This is a genomic window from Mesorhizobium sp. M0185 (assembly GCF_040322175.1).
GTDB lineage: Bacteria > Pseudomonadota > Alphaproteobacteria > Rhizobiales > Rhizobiaceae > Mesorhizobium.
The window spans coordinates 16059-37064 of the sequence record NZ_JAMYSY010000008.1; the positions used below are offsets into that span (position 1 = coordinate 16059).

The 21006-nt window shown below is 62.1% G+C and carries 20 protein-coding genes; 12 read left to right on the forward strand and 8 right to left on the reverse strand.

Going from position 1 to position 21006, the window contains the following annotated elements; genetic code table 11:
• Positions 1 to 170 precede the first annotated feature (170 nt).
• Positions 171 to 788 (reverse strand): pyridoxamine 5'-phosphate oxidase, encoded by a 618-nt coding sequence (gene pdxH / locus NKJ20_RS08690; protein ID WP_352470672.1) that lies wholly within the window; start codon positions 786 to 788, stop codon positions 171 to 173.
• A 39-nt stretch (positions 789 to 827) separates the two neighbouring features.
• Between pdxH and NKJ20_RS08695 the strand changes: the two genes are divergently transcribed.
• Entirely contained in the window at positions 828 to 1289 is a 462-nt protein-coding gene (locus NKJ20_RS08695) for an RT0821/Lpp0805 family surface protein (protein ID WP_352571402.1), read from the forward strand.
• Between the two features lie 100 nt (positions 1290 to 1389).
• Entirely contained in the window at positions 1390 to 2319 is a 930-nt protein-coding gene (locus NKJ20_RS08700; protein ID WP_352456870.1) for a DnaJ C-terminal domain-containing protein, read from the forward strand.
• A 58-nt stretch (positions 2320 to 2377) separates the two neighbouring features.
• Here NKJ20_RS08700 and NKJ20_RS08705 read toward each other — a convergent pair whose 3' ends face one another.
• From NKJ20_RS08705 to NKJ20_RS08725, 5 genes are all read right to left on the reverse strand, one after another.
• Positions 2378 to 2953 (reverse strand): hypothetical protein, encoded by a 576-nt coding sequence (locus NKJ20_RS08705; protein WP_352743574.1) that lies wholly within the window; start codon positions 2951 to 2953, stop codon positions 2378 to 2380.
• 145 nt (positions 2954 to 3098) lie between these two features.
• A complete protein-coding gene (locus NKJ20_RS08710; RefSeq protein WP_352743575.1) occupies positions 3099 to 4280 on the reverse strand; it encodes a gluzincin family metallopeptidase in 1182 nt (393 codons plus the stop codon).
• A gap of 85 nt (positions 4281 to 4365) precedes the next feature.
• On the reverse strand, positions 4366 to 5034 hold the full coding sequence (locus NKJ20_RS08715) for a TfuA-like protein (RefSeq protein WP_352743576.1): 669 nt from the start codon (positions 5032 to 5034) through the stop codon (positions 4366 to 4368).
• Between the two features lie 61 nt (positions 5035 to 5095).
• A complete protein-coding gene (locus tag NKJ20_RS08720; RefSeq protein WP_352743578.1) occupies positions 5096 to 6244 on the reverse strand; it encodes a YcaO-like family protein in 1149 nt (382 codons plus the stop codon).
• Positions 6244 to 9339: an ATP-binding protein gene (locus NKJ20_RS08725; RefSeq protein ID WP_352743580.1), complete on the reverse strand. Its 3096-nt coding sequence runs from the start codon at positions 9337 to 9339 to the stop codon at positions 6244 to 6246. Before NKJ20_RS08725 ends, NKJ20_RS08720 begins: the two co-directional genes overlap by 1 nt.
• Positions 9340 to 9908: 569 nt before the next feature.
• On the opposite strand from NKJ20_RS08725, the gene fabI reads away from it, so the two are divergent.
• Together fabI and NKJ20_RS08735 are read left to right on the forward strand one after the other, a co-directional pair.
• Positions 9909 to 10727 carry an enoyl-ACP reductase FabI gene (gene fabI / locus NKJ20_RS08730; protein WP_352743582.1) on the forward strand — a complete coding sequence of 273 codons (819 nt, stop codon included), beginning with the start codon at positions 9909 to 9911 and terminating at the stop codon, positions 10725 to 10727.
• Positions 10728 to 10758: 31 nt separating this feature from the next.
• Positions 10759 to 11346 (forward strand): histidine phosphatase family protein, encoded by a 588-nt coding sequence (locus NKJ20_RS08735; RefSeq protein WP_352456876.1) that lies wholly within the window; start codon positions 10759 to 10761, stop codon positions 11344 to 11346.
• A 63-nt stretch (positions 11347 to 11409) separates the two neighbouring features.
• Here the strand turns inward: NKJ20_RS08735 and NKJ20_RS08740 are convergent, their stop codons facing one another.
• Positions 11410 to 11673 carry a DUF1344 domain-containing protein gene (locus NKJ20_RS08740; protein WP_023716902.1) on the reverse strand — a complete coding sequence of 88 codons (264 nt, stop codon included), beginning with the start codon at positions 11671 to 11673 and terminating at the stop codon, positions 11410 to 11412.
• Positions 11674 to 11948: 275 nt separating this feature from the next.
• Here NKJ20_RS08740 and aroC point away from each other — a divergent pair, with 275 nt between their 5' ends.
• The gene (gene aroC, locus NKJ20_RS08745; RefSeq protein ID WP_352743584.1) at positions 11949 to 13049 is read left to right on the forward strand and encodes a chorismate synthase; all 1101 of its coding nucleotides are present in this window, start codon (positions 11949 to 11951) and stop codon (positions 13047 to 13049) included.
• Positions 13050 to 13169: 120 nt separating this feature from the next.
• Positions 13170 to 14270, forward strand: a complete 1101-nt coding sequence (ribB, locus tag NKJ20_RS08750) for a 3,4-dihydroxy-2-butanone-4-phosphate synthase (RefSeq protein WP_352449900.1) — start codon at positions 13170 to 13172, stop codon at positions 14268 to 14270.
• Positions 14271 to 14328: 58 nt separating this feature from the next.
• Here the strand turns inward: ribB and NKJ20_RS08755 are convergent, their stop codons facing one another.
• Entirely contained in the window at positions 14329 to 15552 is a 1224-nt protein-coding gene (locus tag NKJ20_RS08755; protein ID WP_352743586.1) for an MFS transporter, read from the reverse strand.
• A 118-nt stretch (positions 15553 to 15670) separates the two neighbouring features.
• On the opposite strand from NKJ20_RS08755, the gene NKJ20_RS08760 reads away from it, so the two are divergent.
• The 6 genes from NKJ20_RS08760 (at position 15671) to dxs (ending at position 20940) form a co-directional block, all read left to right on the forward strand.
• Positions 15671 to 16324: a TetR/AcrR family transcriptional regulator gene (locus tag NKJ20_RS08760; RefSeq protein ID WP_352743588.1), complete on the forward strand. Its 654-nt coding sequence runs from the start codon at positions 15671 to 15673 to the stop codon at positions 16322 to 16324.
• A 133-nt stretch (positions 16325 to 16457) separates the two neighbouring features.
• Complete coding sequence (locus NKJ20_RS08765) at positions 16458 to 17384, forward strand: histone deacetylase family protein (protein ID WP_023674116.1); 927 nt, start codon at positions 16458 to 16460, stop codon at positions 17382 to 17384.
• A 3-nt stretch (positions 17385 to 17387) separates the two neighbouring features.
• A complete protein-coding gene (locus NKJ20_RS08770; RefSeq protein ID WP_031211056.1) occupies positions 17388 to 17639 on the forward strand; it encodes an exodeoxyribonuclease VII small subunit in 252 nt (83 codons plus the stop codon).
• Positions 17640 to 17748: 109 nt separating this feature from the next.
• The gene (locus NKJ20_RS08775) at positions 17749 to 18015 is read left to right on the forward strand and encodes a DUF2277 domain-containing protein (protein ID WP_023716908.1); all 267 of its coding nucleotides are present in this window, start codon (positions 17749 to 17751) and stop codon (positions 18013 to 18015) included.
• A 9-nt stretch (positions 18016 to 18024) separates the two neighbouring features.
• Positions 18025 to 18945, forward strand: coding sequence for a pirin family protein (locus NKJ20_RS08780; protein ID WP_352743590.1), 921 nt, complete (start codon positions 18025 to 18027; stop codon positions 18943 to 18945).
• Positions 18946 to 19026: 81 nt separating this feature from the next.
• Positions 19027 to 20940 (forward strand): 1-deoxy-D-xylulose-5-phosphate synthase, encoded by a 1914-nt coding sequence (gene dxs, locus NKJ20_RS08785; protein ID WP_023674120.1) that lies wholly within the window; start codon positions 19027 to 19029, stop codon positions 20938 to 20940.
• The last annotated feature ends 66 nt before the right edge of the window (positions 20941 to 21006 follow it).

A 21006-nucleotide genomic window follows, 5' to 3' on the forward strand; every position in this document is an offset into this window, starting at 1 on the left:
CACGCACACGAGATCGTGATCGTGGGAATTGGAAATCCGCCAGAAGCGGCCCGGCCTTGGCCGCCTTCATGACCAGGAAGAAGGGCTGAAAAAATGGGCGCCGGTGCGGAAGCTGCCGATCTGCCCCACAAGGGCCCACAAGGGGGAGATCGGCGCTCCACCGTCGTGCCCTACGGATAAAGCCTCATTTTGTCCCAGCCGCCCTCGGCGTTGCGCGAAAACACGACACGGTCGTGCAGCCGGAACGGACGGTCGTGCCAGAACTCGATGCTCTGCGGCACGATGCGAAAGCCCGACCAGTGTTTTGGCCGCGGGATCTCGCCGATCGCGTGGCGCGCCGTATATTCGGCAACCGCCTTTTCCAGCGCGAAGCGGCTTTCCAGCGGCCGCGACTGCTTGGAGGCCCAGGCGCCGATGCGGCTGCCGCGCGGACGCGTCGCATAATAGGCATCGGCTTCGGCGTCGGTGACAATCTCCACCGGGCCCCGCGCCCGCACCTGCCGGCGCAGAGATTTCCAGTGGAAGCACATCGCTGCTTTCATGCTGCCAAGGATCTCGCGGCCCTTGGCGCTCTCGAAATTCGTGTAGAAGACAAAGCCACCCTCATCGAACCCCTTGAGCAGCACCATACGGACATTCGGCATGCCTTCGGCATCAACGGTCGCCAGCGCCACGCTGTTGGGGTCGTTGATCTCGCTCTTCGTCGCGTCGTCGAGCCACGCCGCAAAGAGCCGGAACGGCTCCGCCGCCTCGGTAAAGTCACCGCTTGTTAACCCGGTTTCGCTCATAGTTTTCCCAAATTTGTCGCCGGCTGGGGAGATTGCCGATTGTCGCGTATCGCGCAAGCTTTTGACAGTGGGCAATGGAGCGTTATTGCTTCGGCCAGCGCCAAAGCCATGATCGTGACAATCATCCTGCCGCTTGCCGCCTGTGGCGGCGGCGGCTTCAGCCTGGAGCAGGCGGAGGTCGACCGCTCGATACTGACCTCGAGCACGCCGGCCTCAGTCACGCCGCTCGATCAGGACCGCGCCTCCGATCAGGCCACGATCCGCAATGCCGTGTCCTCCGCCGACGTCGAGCAACTGGCCGGGCAGGCCGTTCCGTGGGCGAATGCCGACACCGGCTCGCGCGGCTCCATCACCGAGCTGGCGGAATTCAGGGCTAACGGCGAGACGTGTCGTCGCTTCACCGCGTCGCGCGAAAGCTTCGACGGCGTCGCGCTGTTCAAAGGTGAAATATGCCTGGCCGGCGGCAGCATCTGGCGCATACAGGACTTCAAGGCGCTCTGATTTTCCGCCGGCGACATGGTGGTAAGCCACTGGAATTCCTTCCTATGCGAGCGCATATAGGAGGCGATTATGGACTCACTCCTTCTCCAGGGCAGTAAGCATGCGCGACCCCTATGAGGTGCTGGGCGTTGCCAAGAACGCATCGGCCAAGGACATAAAATCCGCATACCGGAAGCTCGCCAAGAAGTATCATCCGGACCAGAATCCGGATGATCCCAAGGCGAAGGACCGTTTTGCCGCCGCCAACCAGGCTTACGAGATCGTCGGCGACGAGAAGAACCGGGCGGCATTCGATCGCGGCGAGATCGACGCCGATGGCAAACAGCGTTTCCAAGGTTTCGAAGGCGCGGCTGGCGGCGCCGATCCTTTCGCCGGTTTCCGCCGGCAGCAAGGGCCGGGCGGCGCGCATTTCGAATTCCGCACGGGCCGTCCCGGCGGCGATCCGTTCGACGGCAACAGCGACATCTTCAGCCAGATCTTCGGCGATGCTTTCACCCAGCAGCGCGGCGCCGGCACCGGCGGCCGCCGTCAGGCCCCGACCGCCGCCGATCTCAACGTGACGCTGGACGTCACCATCGAGGAAGCCGCCACCGCGGAGAAGGTGACGGCGATGTTCCCCGACGGCCGCAAGATGGCGGTCAAGTTGCCGGCCTATGTCGAGGACGGTCAGACCATCCGGTTGAAAGGCCAGGGTGAGCAAGGACCGGGGCAGCCGGGCGATGCGCTGGTTAAAATCCGTTTCCGCCGGCACCCGCGCTACCGCGTCGAGGGCCGCGACCTGCATGTCGACCTGCCGGTGGAACTGGCCGATGCGGTGCATGGCGCCAAGGTGGCGGTCGAAACCCCGACCGGCAGGATTGCGGTCAATGTTCCCCCTTGGTCGAGCTCGGACAAGGTTCTGCGGCTGAAGGGCAGGGGCCTGCCGGAAAAGGCCGGCGGTCACGGCGATCTCTACGCGCATGTGCGGCTGATGCTGCCGGAAGGCGGCGACGCCGAGCTCGAGGCGCTGATGCGCCGGCGAAAGGGCTGACGGAAGCCGAGCTGGCTGGCCGACGACAACTCGTGATCTGCCCTTCTCGGTTTCGTGTCTATGACTCGCTTAGCCTTCCCCCGCGGTGCCCCATCATCATCCGCGAAGCATACATCGTGGGCGAGCGCTTGCCCGGCAGATTGGCTTCTAGAACGAGCTGCTCGACGAACCCCTGGTTCATTTCGAACTCGACGCACTCATCAAGCTTGTCCACGATCCACAACATGTACTTGTCAGCAGAGTTGACATCATACTTTTTGTGGTATCCGCAGTCATCAACAGGTATCAATTCAGGGATTGCAGGTATTAGCATAATCTTTGGCTTTGGAAGATCGTAACATTGACCTTCATATGAATACCCAACTATAATTCCACAGGAAATTGGTTCATCCTTGTTTTGAGATATAGCCAAAAGGTCAACATATCGGCCTGGTTTCTTGAGATCTATGACTATCCTAGTGTGGAATGCACTGTGTAATTTATTTTCATGGGAGAGCGTTCTGTATATGTATTCTTCTGATGCGCCCTCATCCCTTAGCCTTTTTACTTCAGCAGAGGCCTGTTTTGCCTTTGGGTCCTTGTCTAATATTTCTACAGTGTTTACAATATTTCCACGTGTTCTCGTTGTTTTCATCGGAGTGTCCACGCTAAGGACGTAACTCTCCTGTTTGATGCCATAGAGTCTGACTTGGGTCGCGTTGTACGCGCCCGTTGGGAAAGTCAATGTAGGCTTATGACAGTCGGCACTCATTTCTTTGCTCCTCTATCATTTGTTTGGCTCATAAAATTTCCCGCCACCTGAAATTCTCTTCGAAGCTTGCCGCTATCGCCGGGCGGATGCGGTCGGACGCTTCGATGATGGTGGAGGCTGCGACTGCGAATGTGAGATGATCGGCATCGAGGCGCGTCCACGCGCGCGCGAGCGCAAGCGCGACATCGTCGCGCGCCTTGATCAGCTCGGTCTTGAAAAGGAACGGACGGGCCCTGAATGCATCGCCCGTGAAGTTAGAGATTTGCCGCATGTCTGCTTCGCCAACCTGCCTGATGTCGAAACGAAGCAGGCGCTCGTCGGCCAGGCCCTGCCGCACTAGGCCGGCATGGTAGAGATCGACCAGCGTATCGAACACCGCTCCCGTGAATGGGCGAGACCGGTCATGAATCTCTTCGGTCACTTCAGTCATCTTCCGCGAGTTACTGGCAAGGCGGATCTGGCGGTCGCCCGTCAGTTCGGCGATGCGGTTGAGCTCGTTGAGGACAAGCAGGTTTGCCTGGCTGTGCCGTAACAATCGATCCATCCCGCTGTCGAAATGCAGGAATGAAAGCAGCGAAATAAGATCGGCGTTGGCTTCGTGGAACGGCCCGAAGTCGCCGTCCTGCAGGCCTTGCGTGGGCACTCCGAAGAGAGAAAAGAGTATGGAGTGACCCATTTCATGCGCGATCACGTCGAAGTTGAGGGCGTACGGATGGCCGCGCCCGTCGGCTCCACGCTCGCGGCCAAGCTCCAGATAGCCATACCCCGATTGCGCATTCTCCCAGTCAACCCAGGGAATGATCTCAAGCCGCTCGTATGTTTCGGCGAAGTACCAGACAATCGGCTTGCCCAGATAGCTTTCCCAGATGTCCAGCACCCGGCTCGCAGCCGCGAACGCATGCGCTGACAGGAACTGGCGCGACTGAACAGAGAGGTGGTCGAAATGACCATCAAAGCCGGGTTCGGCTGGTGGGAAATACGCGCCAACAAAGGGCGGCAGGTAAGGATACTCGTACGGCTGCTTGTCCAGCACGGGATCACGCACGTATATGCGATGATCCTCCGGGCCCGGATGGATCAAACCAGGCGATGTTGAAATCCAGACCGCCTCGGGTTTCTCGTACCCAGAAACGTAAGGCGCCTGTGGGTATAGCAGGAAGCGTGTTCCAGCCGACATCCCCGCCCGACCGGCGACATCGAGCGCGTTCAACTGCGCGGCCCCTCTCATAGTCTGCGACACTAGCACGAAGCCTGCACGTCGTAAATTGCACCAGGTATCACCGGCAACTCTGTCGTCAGATTGCTAAGCCGGCGTCCTCCAAATCTTGGACAAACGCGACCGTCATTCTGAAATTCTTCAATTCCACCGGTACCAATGCTTTTTTGCTCATAAGTTGCAGAGCTGACAGTGCGTCGCGTTTCTTTTGCTGAACGAAAGCTCCTGCGACAATCTGCCGGCAGGCTTCGATATCATGGTCACCGGCTTGCGGTAATGCCTTGCGGACCATTCGCGACAGCGTACGTTCCCTGAAATTGAGATTCCGGGCCGCATTCTCAAGCCTTCCTGACAAATCGGCGGAGATCAGGTTCCGCTTCCAAGCGGCGCGGACGGTCATTCGCAAATCAACCAAAGCGTGCGTTAGTGGCGAAAAATTCACCTCCTTCGGACCGTACAGCACTGCCACTGCGTCATCGGGCAGGAAAGCAAAGCGGCGGTACCATCGATAGATAAGGCCAACGCCGTGCATGTATGGGTACAGCTCGGCGGCTCGCAAGGCTCCCATGCTTCCAGCACCAATCACCGGGATGGCCCGGCTGATCGCCCACAGTATCTCCTTGTGCCTCACTGCCGGCTCAGCCTGGAAAGCGCCATCTATGATGACAATTGCAGCCGGGTCATAACGCTGCACAGCAGCTATGATCGAGCCTTGCACCGCGGGCGCCAGGCAGATCACGTCGGCCACCTGCTGTGCCTCTGGATGCGATAGCGTGGGGCCGGTGAAAACGAGCCGAGGTCGCATCCGGTCACTCCACTAAAGGGTACAATTGCGGGATAACTATCCTGACGGCCGACAGTCGGTTCCAAGGGCTGGTGTTGAGGCGGATCAGATACACCGCGCTGATTCCGCTTTCCTCCAGTCTTGCGAGAAGGCTGCCACGCAAGGTCTGCCCGCTCGCCGCTCGACAGGCAGGCTGGCGGGCGAAGCTCACGTCCTTGCGGCCGCCGGTGATCAGCTGGCGGTGCGCCTCGATAAGCTGCCAGTCGGGATATTTCGGATAAGACGCCCGGGTCATGTCGTCGCGCGCACCCGAGATCGCCGCAAGCCGCGCCTGCGCCGCCTCATGGATCGCTTGGACGGCAGCTGCCGGCGGATCGAATGCAGCGGCCGAGCCGTCGGCTGGCAGATGGAGCAATGCCGTCTCGCGAGGATTGCTCTCCATCAGATGGCACCAAATCACAGGCAGGCCAACAGGCGACGGCGCAAGCCAAAGGCCGACGATCATGTCCTTTCGTGCAAGTTCATCCAATAGGGCCAAGACCCTTGCGTCATCTATGGTCGCTGGATCGATTCGCTGGTGTTGCAGAAAACCATGCGTCTTGAGAGCGCGGGCGATCGCATCGCGTTCGACGCATTCCAATATGCCGTGTGTGATGGCGTCTGCTTCATCAAGCGCGGCCGCCAGTCCGGTTGTCGTTGGCGTGAAAATTCCGTCACGAGGGCTGGGCGGTACGAGATAGGCCGTGTGCACCAATTCCAGCGGAACGAAGTCGCGGCCGCCGCCCAGCAGGTTCTCCGCCTCCACCCAAGCGATTTCTCGGCCGCGCCAATCAGCAGGTGCGGACTCTCGCAGCCACGTCTCAAATCGCCCGTAGGGTATTCCGAGTAACTTGGCCGAAGCGTAAGCCGCATCAAGATGTTCGATGCGCTCGGCGAAAAAGCTCTCAGCGGATTCCAAAATGGCCGATATCCCAGCGCGAGCCAGGTTGGCACCCTTTCCCTGGGCGACCGCGTTTGAAAACGAGAACGGCCTCGTTGCCTGCACGATCGGGATACCGACACGGTCCAGGCCGGTAATGTCCGCAATACGGGTGATGCCCAACGCTTGTCGCATCGACATCAGATAGGTCAGCGCTTCGTCTGCCGGAGGACCAACGCGCTCATATTGTTCCACTATCGACTGGCCCGCAGTTCCGGCTCAGGGTTGACGATCAGCGGTTCGCCGGGCTCAACCGACTTCCTTGCCGCTTCGACACGGTCGTTGTAGCTCCGAAGCAGTACGGGCGAGAGATTTGACGCGCTGAGCGTCTCATAGGCCGCGATGAGGATAGGCACGGCATTTTGCTCGGCTGCGGTATTGAGGCTCTTCTCAAGGGCATCTGCCACCCGGCCAGCTGCCGCCCTGTCAAGGACGAGAAGTTGTGCAATTCGCCGGTGTAGTTCCGCCAGCCAATATCGACTACCACCCGCCTCGGCCTGCGCCACCGCCGAATGAAGCAGGGCAAGCGCGTGACTGATCTCACCCGAGCGCGCGAGAAGTTCCGCGAGCATGCCGCAATAGACGGGCTCGTCCTCGGGTGTCTGCACTTGTCCATGCAGGCCGAGGGCCTCACGCATCTTGTCCTTGCCCCGCTCGAGTTGGCCAGCGTTGCCATCGCACCAGCCCTCGAAGATTTGTGCCGAGACGACTAGCGAAGGCAGGTGATGAAGCGCGGTCAGCTGTCGCAGATCCTCAATCACGTCACGCAACGAAGCGAAGTCGCGGCGATAGCAACTCAGCATCGCGCCGTTGATACAGGCATGCGCGATGCTGCTGACATGGCCAGTCTGCTGAGCCCAGCGGCGGGCCTCCGACATGGAGCGGAGAGCGCTCGTTGCACGTCCCGAGAACCACAGCGACAGTGCACGATGCGCCAAGCCGCACACGCGCGCGTCGTGCCCCCCAAAACGCGTGGCATTCGCGTGCCCCTGGCCCACGTCATAGTGCGGCAAGCCAGCATCAATCGCGGCTATGCATCCACCATGGTCTCCGCGATTGAAATCGACTGCCCATAAGCAGTGCCTAGCCTGAAGCTGAATCTCGGGGTCGTTAACCTCCTTTAGATCACTGACGACGGCCTGCGCCCGCTCGCCATCAACGACCGAACCCGTGAACCACCAACCCCAATAGATTGGGAACCACTTGGCGCGCTCTGCTATCGGCCGACGCCGTGCGATATTTACGCCTTCGTCGTAGAGCCTGCGGGCGTGCTCGGAATTTGGCCCTTCGACGGCGGTCAGTATCGGCCCGAGCGCCACCATCGCCGAGAGCCGCAGCGCATCCCGTTTGTCATGATCAGAAACCTGCCCGCAAAGCGCAATGGCATGCTCGAGCAGCTGCCTCGCCTCAGCCATGGCCGAGCGAGACGAGCTTTCCATGCCGGCATTGACGAACTCGCCGATCGCTTCGTCAAGCAGGCCGCCTCGCTCAGCATGATCGGCAAGAGCTGCCGTTGTTAGCCAGCCAACGAGGCTGCGGTTGCCACTAGCCACCGCATAAAGACGCTGATGCAGGGTCTGGCGCCGTTTCCGCAGTATTCCATTATAGATCGTCTCTTGGATAAGCGCATGCCGAAACGCGTACACTGTTGCCGCTGCGTGCCTGGCGCGTACGAAGCCTGCCTCGGCCAGGGCATCGAGCGCCGCAGAGATTGTGCCCGGGTCAAATTCCGGCAAGAGCGCCGACAGCAAGTCCAGGCTGAATCTGTTGCCGGCGACGGCGGCCGCGCGCGCCACCTCGCGGGCGCGGCCGAGAGGCTCCAGCCGGGCGTCCAACACTGTTTCCAACACCGCCGCGCGGCCGAGCGAAACGCCCTGTGGCAGCTGCTCAGTACCGCTAGCGGCATTCTCCGCCATCCATTGGCAAACCTCCTCGATGAACAGGGGTACACCGCCGGTGACGCGCTCGACCAACTCTATTAGCTCAGGCGCGGGCGCTCGCTTGCCTTGAGGCCACATCGTCGCGATTGCCCGCAAGGTGTCGGCATGCTCAAGGGGAGCGAGCAGGACATGCTTGCTTTTTTCGTCCAGCCAGTCGCCAAATCCCGGCCTCGTCGTTGCGATCAAGAGCACGGGGGAACTAGGAACCAGCTTTGCAAGTTCACCCAGCAGTTGCTTCGACGTAAGGTCGATCCAGTGAATATCTTCAACGATCAAGATCACTGGGCCACTGGCGCACGTTGCTTGTAACGCATGGCGCGCAGCCCAACCGGCCTTCTCTCGGATCACTTCCGGATCCATCTCATGGAAACCGGACCTCGCGCCTTCCACGCCGAGCAGAAAAGAAAAGATGTCGACGACTTCGGCGTCGTGAATGTCATGTGCTGCGAACACCTCTGCTACAAGCGCAGGGGTGAGTGCACGCTCGCCGTCGTCGAAATTGCCCAGCATCGCCTGCCGCAGTGGATATAGCGTCGAACGCGAGTCGCCTGGCATACATTGGAAGAGGAGCAACCTGTTGCGTTGGAAGCGCGTTCGCCGGCGCACCTCGTGTAGGATGCGCGACTTGCCAATGCCGGCGTCGCCCTCGATCACTACGACTTGGCCACGTCCCGAAACGGCCTCATTCCAACATTCGTAGATCAGCTCGGTCTCATCCGTACGGTCGACCAAGGGGCTGGTGAGGCGTCCGAACGCGGAGAAACGGTCTACTCCCCGCTTGTGACTCAGCGCCTGCCAGACCTGCTCGGGTTGCGCGAAGCCTTTGATGACGTGAGAACCGCAGAAGCTAAATACGTGTGAGCGCCGTGCCAGATTGCGCGTCTCGTTGCACACGACGACGGTATCCGGCCGGGCGATTGCCTGCAGCCTGGTCGCCAGCGCAAATGCCGGGCCGGTTACCGTGTCCTGCGCTACAGCGGTGTCCCCCTTCAGGATTAGCGTCATCGAGGTCGCCACACCGATCCTTACATGTAGGTCGCTCCTCCCTTTCTCTGCGGCAAGGAGCTTGCACGCCCTGACGATCTCAAGTCCGGCGCTGATCGTCAGCGACGCCGCATCCTTCGCACCCAGATCGACTGGGAACACAGCGACGCCGCCGTCGCCGACCTCGACCCTCACGGTTCCGGAGCACGATACGATTGCTTTCTTGGCGGCCATTTGAAACGCCAAGATAAGTTCCTCAAAATCTTCGATGCCGAGCAGGCCCAGCAGCTCGGTGGAGCCTACGAGATCGTAGCAAAGGGCGGTTAGTACGCGCCGCTCGTGACGGGTCTCGACGCCGTCATCCATCAACCCCTTGCCGATCGGAAGGCGCGAGCCAGTCCCCGCCTTCGGAACGTCAACTCGGCTCTTATGCGACATGTCACCCTCGCTGACAGCGCATACTATCAAAAGTATGACAGAGCACAAATTACTGAGCGGCGATCGCCGGAACGTGCGACGGCTGCTCAGGACCTCTCGCCTGTGGGTTGGCGAACTCAACGTCACATTTTTGTCCAAAGGCAGACATTCGACGGCCTAAGCCCAGACGTCCGCTCCCGGCGCACCGCAAAGCGATCGTCCACGGCCCAAAGCATGGAAGTCGGCTCGGGGTCATGAGCGTGACTTCGGCCACGGGCCAACGAACTTCCGCCAAAGGATCATCTTCCGCCGTGACACCGATACTGGCGTCGGATTTTTCCACTGGCGCACGACTGCAAGGTCAAGGCGCTACAGGGTCCTTTGCGCGCCCAAAGGACGCGCGGCTCTGTAGACCAGCGGCTTTGTCCCCCGAACTGTCCGCTTTGAACGCTTGAAGGGGCACTGTGGCTGTGCGATAGGCACTCCACAAAGTAGAGAACCTTGCGGAGAGGGCTGACATGGCGGGTGAACGGGGCCTTATGGCCGGCAAGCGCGGCCTTATCCTTGGCATCGCCAACAATCGCTCGATCGCTTACGGCATCGCCAAGGCCTGTGTCGATCACGGCGCCGAGATCGCGCTGACCTATCAGGGCGAGGCGTTCAAGAAACGTGTCGAGCCGCTCGCGGCGGAACTGGGCGCGCATGTCGCGGGCCATTGCGACGTGACCGACCCGGCCAGCCTCGATGCGGTGTTCGCCGATATCGCCAGCCATTGGGGCAAGCTCGATTTCCTCGTCCACGCCATCGCCTTCTCCGACAAGGACGAACTGACCGGCCGCTATGTCGAGACGACGCGCGACAATTTCCTGCGCACCATGGATATTTCGGTCTATTCCTTCACGACCATCGCCAAACGTGCCGAGGCGCTGATGACCGACGGCGGCTCGCTGCTCACGCTGACCTACTACGGCGCGGAAAAGGTGATGCCGCACTACAACGTCATGGGTGTCGCCAAGGCGGCACTCGAAGCCAGCGTGCGCTATCTGGCCGTCGACCTCGGCGCCAAGAAAATCCGTGTCAACGCGATCTCCGCCGGCCCGATCAAGACGCTTGCCGCATCCGGCATCGGCGATTTCCGCTATATCCTGAAATGGAACGAATACAATTCGCCGTTGAAGCAGACGGTCACGCAGGAGGAGGTCGGCGATTCCGGCGTCTATTTCCTGTCCGACCTTTCGCGCGGCGTCACCGGCGAGGTCCATCATGTCGATTCCGGCTATCATGTCGTCGGCATGAAGGCGGTCGACGCGCCGGATATTTCGACGGTCAAGGACTGACGCCACCGCCTGACCTCTTCCGGAAGACCTGATGTACCCGCTCGTCTATATCGTGCGCCACGGCCAGACGGCGTGGAACGCCGAGGCCCGGCTGCAGGGGCAGGCCGATACCGACCTCAACGAGCTCGGCCGCGAGCAGGCTAGCCGCAACGGGCGCAGGCTGGCCGAACTCATCGACAAGCCCGAAGATTTCGACTTTGTCGCCAGCCCGATGCGGCGCACGCGCGAGACGATGGAGCGCCTGCGCGCGGCGATGAAGCTCGATCCGCACGCCTATCGCACCGAGCCGCTGCTCGTGGAATTGAGCTTTGGCGACTGGCAGGGTTTCACCTTTGCCGAACTCGAGGCGAACAATCCCGGTTCGACCAGGCGCCGCCGCCTCGATAAATGGAATTTCCAGCCGCCCGGCGAGGGCGCCGAAAGCTACCAGATGCTGCTCGAACGGGTGAAGCCGTGGTTCGACGCGCTCGATCGCCAGACGGTCTGCGTGACCCATGGTGGCATCATGCGCGTAATGTTCCGCTTGGTACTTGGGATGTCCGAACAAGATGCGGTCAGCATGGAAGTGCCGCAGGATCGCGTGCTCAGACTGGACGGCCGGCGCCTGGAGTGGCTCTGAGACCGATGACGTAGCGTATGTTGAGATCAGGTCGGGCCGGCATCAGCTGAATATCGACGCGTCCTACTCGGTCGATCCGGTGTCCGGCAGTTCCATATCGGTGACGACGTTCTCGCCATTGGTCACGTCGTAGGCGAGGACGATGTCCATGCCTGGCTTCAGCGCATCGAGGTCGGTTTCGGCGTTCAGCTTGTAGGACTTGCCGTCGTCCAGCGTCAGCGTCAGCGCATCCTTGTCGACCTTCTTGATCAGGCCTTCGGTCTGGCCGGCGAAGGCGGCGGTGGAAATCAACAGCGTGGCGGCAACAGCGCCAATCAGGATACGCATCATCGTCCTCTTTAATCATTGCCGGTACAGCGGCTCGGTCCAACGGAACGGAACTGAGCAGAAACCAATCGAATGTGTCAAAACTAAATCCGCGGGATCACAGTTTGACCACTGTGGAAAACGCCAATAGAAGGCAGGCGACAGCGCCGCGCGTCCTCCTGGACGCGCAAGGGACGCTGTAGCACTTTTGATTTTGTGCATGATCCTTTCCGAAAATCGCTCCGATTTTCGGGCTCATGCGCTGAGCCGGCTCCGACGCCGGCAGGGCTGGTTCCATGTCGCACAACACGTTCGGCCATCTTTTCCGCGTCACCACCTGGGGCGAAAGCCACGGGCCGGCGCTGGGCTGCGTCGTCGACGGCTGTCCGCCAGGCATCCGCTTCACTCGCGACGAGATCCAGGCCGAACTCGACAAGCGCCGCCCCGGCCAGTCACGTTTTGTAACGCAGCGTCGCGAACCTGACGAGGTGAAGGTCCTGTCCGGCTTCATCCTCGATGAGGACGGTGAGACGATGGTCACCACCGGCACGCCGGTGTCGATGCTGATCGAGAACGTCGACCAGCGCTCCAAGGACTATGGCGACATCGCCCGCCAGTTCCGGCCGGGCCATGCCGATTACACTTACGAGGTCAAATACGGCCTGCGCGATTACCGCGGCGGCGGTCGCTCCTCGGCGCGTGAGACGGCGGCGCGGGTGGCCGCCGGGGCGCTTGCCCGAAAGGTCGTGCCCGGCATGGTGGTGCGCGGCGCGCTGGTGTCGATGGGCGATAAATCGATCGATCGCGCCAATTGGAACTGGAATTTCGTCGGCGACGCCGAAAACCCGTTCTTCACGCCTGATCCGGCGTCCGTCGCCGTCTTCACGAAATATCTGGACGGTGTCCGCAAGGCGGGCTCCTCGGTCGGTGCGGTCATCGAGATCGTCGCCGACGGCGTTCCGGCGGGGCTTGGCGCGCCGATCTATGCCAAGCTCGACCAGGACATCGCCGCCGGCCTGATGTCGATCAACGCCGTCAAGGGCGTCGAGATCGGCAACGGTTTCGAGGCCGCCCGCATCACCGGCGAGGAGAATGCCGATGAGATGCGCATGGGCAATGACGGCAAGCCGGTCTTCCTGTCCAACAATGCCGGCGGCATCCTCGGCGGCATCTCGACCGGCCAGGCGATCGTCGCGCGTTTCGCCGTCAAGCCGACCTCGTCGATCCTGACGCCGCGAAAGTCGATCGACAAGGACGGTAACGACGTCGAGATCATGACCAAGGGCCGGCACGATCCATGTGTCGGCATCCGCGCCGTACCGATCGGCGAGGCGATGGTTGCCTGCGCCATTGCGGATCATTATCTGCGTCATCGGGGACAAACGGGAAGGGAGTAGGGGAGTAGGGGAGTAGGGGAGTAGGTTACGCAGCTCCCACGACAGCATTTTTTCCTTTTCCCTACTCCCGTACTGCCCTACTCCCTTACTCCCCTGTTCCCGCGAGCGAAGCGAGCACCCATGCCTTACGACCAGAAGAAAATCGTCGAAGCCCTGCGCGCCTTCGAGCGCGGCGAGATCGTCGTCGTTATGGACGATGACGGCCGCGAGAACGAGGGTGACCTGATCGTCGCCGCCGTCCATTGCACGCCGGAAAAGATGGCGTTCATCGTCCGCAACACGTCGGGCATCGTCTGCACGCCGATGCCGCGCGAGGAAGCAAAGCGGCTCAACCTGTCGCCGATGGTGGCTGACAATGATTCCGCCCACACCACCGCCTTTACCGTCAGCGTCGACTTCAAGCACGGCACCACGACCGGCATTTCGGCGGACGACCGCACGCTGACGGTGCGCAATCTCGCCAATGGCAATGTCGGCGCTTCCGATTTCGTCCGCCCCGGCCACATCTTTCCGCTGATCGCGCGTGAAGGCGGCGTGCTGATGCGTTCGGGCCATACCGAAGCCGCTGTCGACCTCTGCAAGCTCGCCGGCCTGCCGCCGGTCGGCGTCATTTCCGAGCTGGTCAATGATGACGGCACCGTCATGCGTGGCCCGCAGGTGCAGGCCTTCGCCGAAAAGCACGGGTTGAAGCAGATCTCGGTTGCCGACCTTATCGGCTACCGGCAACGCAAGGAAACGCTCGTCGAGCGCGTCGCCTGTTCCGACATCGAGACGCCGGGCGGCAAGGCGCAGGTCTTCACCTACACGCTGCCCTGGGACTCCATGCATCACGTGGCGGTCGTCTTCGGCGATATCCGCGACGGCGTCGAGGTGCCGGTGCGCCTTCATTCCGAGGACGTGGTCAGCGACGTCTTCGGCACCAGCCACAGGCTGGACGCCATCATGAAGGCAATGGGCGAGCGCCAGCGCGGCGTCATCGTCTATCTGCGCGAAGGCTCGGTCGGCGTCGCCCATCAGGAGCGCAAGCGCCCGGCTGCCGGCGACCGCGAGGATCACGAAGAGGCGCGTCGCCGCGAAAACGAATGGCGCGAGATCGGCCTCGGCGCGCAAATCCTCAAGGATCTCGGCATTTCCTCGATCAATCTGATCGCCTCGCGCGAGCGCCATTATGTCGGCCTCGAAGGTTTTGGCATCCACATCGCCAAGACCGAGATTCTTTAGGCCATTCTTACGGTGCTGGTATGCGTCCGGCCCCGGCTCGGGGCGGACGCACCGGAAACTATTCCGCAGCGACCGCGGCTGCGTCGCATGCAGCCATGTCGCAGTCCGGCGCGGCAAGGCTGCGCTGGCCGGCGAGCACGATGACCAGCGCGATTGTGCCCGATGCCACCGATACCCAGAACCCGTTCTGCGCGCCGAAAGCGTCCACCACCCAGCCGGCGGCGAACGAGCCGAGCGCCATGCCGATGCCGATGCCGGTCATCACCCAGGTCACGCCTTCGGTCAGCACCGCCTCGGGCACGCGCCGTTCGATCAGGCCGAATGCCGTGATGAAGGTCGGCGAAATCGCCACGCCGCTGACGAAGACGGCCAGTGCCAGCAGCGGTACTGTGTCGGCGACGAGCAGCGGCAGCGTGGTAAGCGCAATGATGGCGATTGCGATGGCAAGCTGAATTTGCAGCGGCAGTTTCAGGTTCAGGGCGCCGATGATGATGCCGACGACGAACGATCCGAGCGCGTAGACGCCGATGACGAAGCTGGCGGCCCCTGGCTGGCCAAGCTCCTTGGTGATCGCCACCGTGCTCACCTCCGTGGTGGCGAAGGTCGCGCCGATGAAGATCAGGGCCAAGGTGATGATCTGGACCGGCCGCAGGCGGATTGCCGAGCCGCCTGAACCATGTTCCACCGGTCGGGCTCGCGGTTCGGTCGAGCGCTGCAGGATGAAGGCCGTCGAACCGAAGGCGAGGAACAATGTGCTCGCGAGCACTCCCGCTTCCGGAAAAAGCGCAACGCTCAGCCCTACCGACAGCGATGCGCCGGCGATGTACACCAGTTCGTCCGCCGCCGACTCGAAGGCGAACGCCGTGTTCAACTCGGGGCGGTTGCGAAAAATCTCGGTCCAGCGTGCGCGCACCATTGCCGGTATGCTGGGCATGACGGCGGCGAGCAGCGCCGAGACGAATAGCGTCCATATCGGCCAATGCTGATTGGCCGCTGCAATCAGGATCGCAAAAGCGAGCGTGGAAATCATGGTGGTCGGCACCACAATCCGCGTCTGGCCGAGGCGGTCCACGAGTCGCGATACCTGCGGGGCGACGAAAGCGTTGGCCAGCGCATATGTCGCGGAGACGGCACCGGCCAGCCAGTATTCGCCATCGGTCTGCGACAGCATCGCGACGATCCCGATCGGAGCCATGGCCATCGGCAGCCGGGCAACGAAGCCGGCGGCGGCAAAGCCCTTGGCGCCCGGCGCGCGAAAGATCTGGGAATAGGGATTTTGCATGGTCTGGCTCCTCGACAACGGCCGGTTCGGCGATTACATACGTGGCGTATGAGTTTAAATAGATCATACGCGGCGTATGTCAATTGGCATACGAGACGTATGTTAATAGGGCCAGAGCATGCATAGACCACGCAAGGAGATGATTGCCCAAACCCGCGCCAAGCTGATCGGGGCGGCGCGCCAGGCCTTCGGCACGCTCGGCTATGCCGAAGCCTCGATGGACGATTTCACGGCATCGGCCGGGCTGACGCGCGGTGCGCTCTATCATCACTTCGGCGACAAGAAGGGCCTGCTCCAGGCGGTCATTGCCGAGATCGATGCCGAAATGTCGGCCCGGCTGAAGGTCGTTTCGGCCAAGCCGGACAATCTCTGGCAGGGCTTTGTCGACGAATGCACCGCTTATATCGAGATGGCGCTGGAGCCGGAGATCCAGCGTATCGTGCTTCGCGACGGGCCGGCGGTGCTCGGCGATCCATCGCAATGGCCAAGCCAGAGCACATGCATCCGCTCGATGACAGAGAGCCTGCAAAGACTGAGCGACGAGGGGACAATTCTCGCCGTCGATCCCGAAGCCGCGGCAAGGCTGGTCAGCGGCGCCTCGCTGCATGCGGCGCAGTGGATCGCAAATTCGAACCATCCCGAAGCGACGTCGAAGAAGGCAGTGAAGGCGTTCAAGGTTCTTCTGGAAGGGCTGCTCAATCGCACCGGCAAGCTGCCTCAGCCTGACCGACCGTCGGCGATGCAGCCCGAGGTTGACCGATCACCGGCCTGAGGTCATCTTTTCGCCGATCCCAAGGCGGCTCGCGGTGGGCTCAGCCGACGCCCGTTGCCTAAACCCTGTTGAACATCGCGTCACCAGCGCGCGAAAACATGGCCAAACCGGCGAGGCGCGCCTATATCGGGGCATGGTCACGAGACTTTACACCCACCCGATTTTTCTCGAGCACATAACCCCGCCCGGTCATCCGGAGCGACCGGACCGTCTGCGCGCCATAGAGCGTGTGCTTGACGACGAGGCCTTCGCGGCGCTCGATCGCGTCCAGGCGCCCGAAGGCGACGAGGCAACCATCCTCTACGCGCATCCGCCCGAATTCGTCGAACGTGTCCGCGCAGCGATTCCGGACACCGGCATCGCCCGTATCGACGCCGACACCACCGCCAGCCCGAAGAGTTGGCAGGCGGCCGTGACCGCGATCGGCGCAGCCAACGCCGCGGTCGACGACGTCTTCACCGGCCGTGCCGAAAACGTCTTCGTCGCCGCACGGCCGCCCGGCCATCATGCCGAAAAGACCACCTCAATGGGCTTTTGCCTGTTCAACACCGCCGCGATCGCGGCACGCTACGCGCAGAAGAACCATGGCGCCGACCGCGTCGCCGTCGTCGACTGGGATGTGCATCACGGCAACGGCACGCAGGACATTTTCTGGGACGATCCATCGGTGCTCTATTGCTCGACACACCAGATGCCGCTTTACCCGGGAACCGGGGCCGTGAGCGAAACCGGCGCCGGCAACATTGTCAACGCGCCGCTGGCGCCGCAGAGCGGCAGCGATAGTTTCCGCGACGCCTTTCTGTCACGCATCCTGCCGGCGCTCGACAATTTTGCGCCCGACCTCATCATCATCTCCGCCGGTTTCGATGCCCACCACCGCGATCCGCTGGCCGAGATCAACCTCACCGAGGATGATTTCGACTGGGCGACCGGCCAGTTGCTCGAACGAGCCGGGCGCCGTAGCCGCAACCGGCTCGTCAGCGTGCTCGAGGGCGGCTACGATCTGCAGGGATTGGCATTTTCAGTCGCCGCCCATGTCGGGCGGCTGATGAAGGGATAGACGATGGCTGGTGAGACCAACGAGGATGTCAAGGCGATGAGCTTCGAGCAGGCGCTCGAGGCGCTGGAGAGGATCGTCGACGATCTGGAGCGCGGCGACGTTCCGCTCGACCAGTCGATCCGCATCTACGAGCGCGGCGAGGCGCTGAAGGCGCATTGCGACCGGCTGCTGAAGGCGGCCGAGGACAAGGTCGAGAAAATCAGGCTGTCGCGTGACGGCAAGCCGGTGGGGACAGAGCCGTTGGACGCGGATTGAGGCGCGGCCTCGAACGACAATTTTGCTTACCGGCTTTGGACATCATCACGATTGAGGATAAAACTCATCCCGTTTGAAACGGCTCCAGGACGAGAGGAGATTGCGAACGATGTGCAGAAACATCAAAACCCTGTTCAATTTCGATCCGCCGGCAACCAATGACGAGGTCCGCGATGCCGCGCTTCAGTTTGTCCGCAAGCTGAGCGGAACGACGCGGCCGTCGAAACAGAACCAGCATGCGTTCGACCATGCCGTCGAGGCCATTGCCGCCTCGGCGCGCGAATTGCTCGACAGCCTCGAGACGACACAGCATCCGCGCAATCGCGAAGAGGTGGCGGCCAAGGCGAAAGCCAAATCTGCACTTCGCTTCGCCTGAGGGGACCGCGTGAGCTTCTTTCCCGGAAACGATCCGCAGATGGGCGATGCCTTCGCCAGCGATCAGATCGAGCTGATGGTCATTCCGAATGCCAAGGACATCGGCGGATTTCAGGTTCGCCGCGCCTTGCCGACGGCCAGGCGCCGGCTGGTCGGACCCTTCATCTTCTTCGACCGCATGGGTCCAGCCGTTCTGCGAGCGGGTCAGGCGCTCGACGTGCGTCCGCACCCACATATCGGCCTGTCTACGGTGACTTACCTGTTCGACGGCAAGATCAGGCACCGCGATTCGCTCGGCACCGAGATGGTAATCCAGCCCGGCGATGTGAATTTGATGACCGCCGGCCGTGGCATCGTCCATTCGGAGCGGACACCGGAAGAATTGCGCGGCGCGCCGATGTCGGTTTCCGGCCTGCAGACATGGCTGGCGCTGCCGGACGGCAAGGAGGAGGTCGCGCCGGTCTTCGAGAACACCGCAGCCCTGCGCCTGCCCGAAGTCGAGGCCGAGGGGGTCAGCGGCCGTGTGATCATCGGTGCGTTTTCCGGACTGCGCTCCCCGGTCGCCACCGCTTCGGACACGCTTTATGCCGATCTCAGGCTGGCGCCGGGTGCCGGCGTGAAAATCCCGGCCGATGCCGAGGAGCGCGCCATCTATACGCTGGAAGGCGAGGTTTCGATATCCGGTGACCGCTTCCCGGCCGAGCGGCTGCTGGTTTTCCGGCCCGGCGATGAGATCGTTGTCTCATCGGAACGCGGCGCCCATTTCATGCTGTTTGGCGGCGCTTCGCTCGGTTCGAAACGTTATATCTGGTGGAATTTCGTATCGTCCTCAAAGGAACGCATCGAGCAGGCGAAAGAAGAATGGAAGACGGGCCGCTTCGATATCGTTCCTGGAGACGAGCAAGAGTTCATCCCGCTGCCCGAAAGCTGATGCGCGTTACCGCCACATTTACATTCGCCGGCCAGCGGCATATTTCACGATGAACAGAAAATCTGACCAGGCTCGCAAACAGTGAACGCAAAGCCCGATACGCCGCTTCTCGACAAGGTCCGCGTCCCAGCCGATTTGCGCACGCTTGCCGAAGGCGACCTGCCGCAGCTGGCGTCAGAGCTTCGCGCCGAACTGATCGACGTCGTTTCCCACACCGGGGGCCATCTCGGCGCCGGCCTCGGCGTCGTTGAACTGACTGTCGCGCTGCATTACGTCTTCAACACGCCGGACGACCGGCTGATTTGGGACGTCGGCCACCAGGCTTATCCACACAAGATCCTGACCGGCCGCCGCGATCGCATTCGCACGCTGCGCCAGGAGGGCGGCCTGTCCGGCTTCACGCGTCGCGTCGAGAGCGAATACGATCCGTTCGGCGCAGCCCACTCCTCGACCTCGATTTCAGCCGGCCTCGGCATGGCGATGGCGCGCGATCTGTCCGATGGCCGCAACAATGTCATTGCCGTCATCGGCGACGGCGCCATGTCGGCCGGCATGGCCTATGAGGCGATGAACAATGCCGGCGCACTCGATGCCCGGCTGATCGTCATCTTGAACGACAACGATATGTCGATCGCTCCGCCGACCGGTGCAATGAGCGCCTATCTGGCCCGTCTGGCGTCGGGCAAGACCTATCTGGGCTTGCGCGATTTCGGCAAGAAGCTGACGTCCTATCTCGGCGAGCGCGCCGATCGCGCCATCAAGCGAGCGGTCGAGCATGCGCGCGGTTACGTCACCGGCGGCACGTTGTTCGAGGAGATGGGGTTCTACCACATCGGCCCGATCGACGGTCACAACCTCGAGCACCTGATCCCGGTGCTGAAGAACGTCCGCGACAATGCCGACGGCCCGGTGCTGATCCATGTCGTGACCCAGAAGGGCAAGGGCTACGCCCCGGCCGAGGCGGCGGCCGACAAATATCATGGCGTCAACAAATTCGACGTCATCACCGGCGCCCAGGCCAAGGCGCCCGCCAATGCGCCGAGCTACACCAAGGTGTTTGCCGAAAGCCTGATCCAGGAGGCCCGAGAGGACGACCGCATCGTCGCTATCACCGCCGCCATGCCGAACGGCACTGGGCTTGATCTGTTCGGCGAAGCGTTTCCGGCGAGGACCTTCGATGTCGGCATCGCCGAGCAACATGCGGTGACCTTCGCCGCCGGCCTTGCCACGGAAGGCTTCAAGCCTTTCGCGGCGATCTACTCGACCTTCCTGCAGCGCGCCTACGATCAGGTCGTCCACGACGTGGCGATCCAGAAATTGCCGGTGCGCTTTCCGATCGATCGCGCCGGCTTCGTCGGCGCCGATGGTGCCACCCATTGCGGCGCCTTCGACACGACCTTCCTGGCGACGCTGCCCGGTTTCGTCGTCATGGCCGCGGCCGATGAGGCCGAGCTGCGCCACATGGTACGCACCGCTGCAAGCTACGATGACGGCCCGATCGCCTTCCGCTACCCGCGCGGTAACGGCGTTGGTGTCGAGATGCCGCAACGCGGCTCGGTATTGGAGATCGGCAAGGGCCGGATCGTCAGGGAAGGCACCAAGGTTGCGCTGCTTTCCTTCGGCACCAGGCTGCAGGATTGCCTGGCCGCGGCCGAGGAGCTTGGCGCGGCCGGGCTTTCGACCACGGTCGCCGATGCCCGTTTTGCCAAGCCGCTCGACGAGGACCTGATCCGGCGGCTGGCCCGTTCGCACGAGATACTGGTGACGGTGGAAGAGGGCGCGGTCGGCGGCTTCGCCAGCCATGTGCTGCAGTTCCTGGCCCATGAAGGGCTGCTGGAGAGCGGCCTGAAGGTGCGCCCGCTGGTGCTGCCCGATACATTTGTCGACCATGCCAAGCCGGAAAAGATGTATGCCGATGCCGGGCTGGACAGCGCCGGCATCGTGCGCACCGTGTTCGTGGCGCTGGGGCATACCGCGCAGGCCCAGCGCGCCTAGCTTTTTGGACGCATTCCCGCGACGCCGACGCGATTCAACTTGGCTGCAAGATGCTAGTCTGAATCA

Excerpts from the sequence above, each read along its gene's own strand:
- pdxH (WP_352470672.1), bottom strand. The coding sequence starts at position 788 with ATGAGCGAAACCGGGTTAACAAGCGGTGACTTTACCGAGGCGGCGGAG.
- NKJ20_RS08700 (WP_352456870.1), top strand. The coding sequence starts at position 1,390 with ATGCGCGACCCCTATGAGGTGCTGGGCGTTGCCAAGAACGCATCGGCC.
- NKJ20_RS08705 (WP_352743574.1), bottom strand. The coding sequence starts at position 2,953 with ATGAAAACAACGAGAACACGTGGAAATATTGTAAACACTGTAGAAATA.
- NKJ20_RS08725 (WP_352743580.1), bottom strand. The coding sequence starts at position 9,339 with ATGGATGACGGCGTCGAGACCCGTCACGAGCGGCGCGTACTAACCGCC.
- fabI (WP_352743582.1), top strand. The coding sequence starts at position 9,909 with ATGGCGGGTGAACGGGGCCTTATGGCCGGCAAGCGCGGCCTTATCCTT.
- NKJ20_RS08735 (WP_352456876.1), top strand. The coding sequence starts at position 10,759 with ATGTACCCGCTCGTCTATATCGTGCGCCACGGCCAGACGGCGTGGAAC.
- NKJ20_RS08740 (WP_023716902.1), bottom strand. The coding sequence starts at position 11,673 with ATGCGTATCCTGATTGGCGCTGTTGCCGCCACGCTGTTGATTTCCACC.
- aroC (WP_352743584.1), top strand. The coding sequence starts at position 11,949 with ATGTCGCACAACACGTTCGGCCATCTTTTCCGCGTCACCACCTGGGGC.
- ribB (WP_352449900.1), top strand. The coding sequence starts at position 13,170 with ATGCCTTACGACCAGAAGAAAATCGTCGAAGCCCTGCGCGCCTTCGAG.
- NKJ20_RS08755 (WP_352743586.1), bottom strand. The coding sequence starts at position 15,552 with ATGCAAAATCCCTATTCCCAGATCTTTCGCGCGCCGGGCGCCAAGGGC.
- NKJ20_RS08760 (WP_352743588.1), top strand. The coding sequence starts at position 15,671 with ATGCATAGACCACGCAAGGAGATGATTGCCCAAACCCGCGCCAAGCTG.
- NKJ20_RS08765 (WP_023674116.1), top strand. The coding sequence starts at position 16,458 with ATGGTCACGAGACTTTACACCCACCCGATTTTTCTCGAGCACATAACC.
- NKJ20_RS08770 (WP_031211056.1), top strand. The coding sequence starts at position 17,388 with ATGGCTGGTGAGACCAACGAGGATGTCAAGGCGATGAGCTTCGAGCAG.
- NKJ20_RS08775 (WP_023716908.1), top strand. The coding sequence starts at position 17,749 with ATGTGCAGAAACATCAAAACCCTGTTCAATTTCGATCCGCCGGCAACC.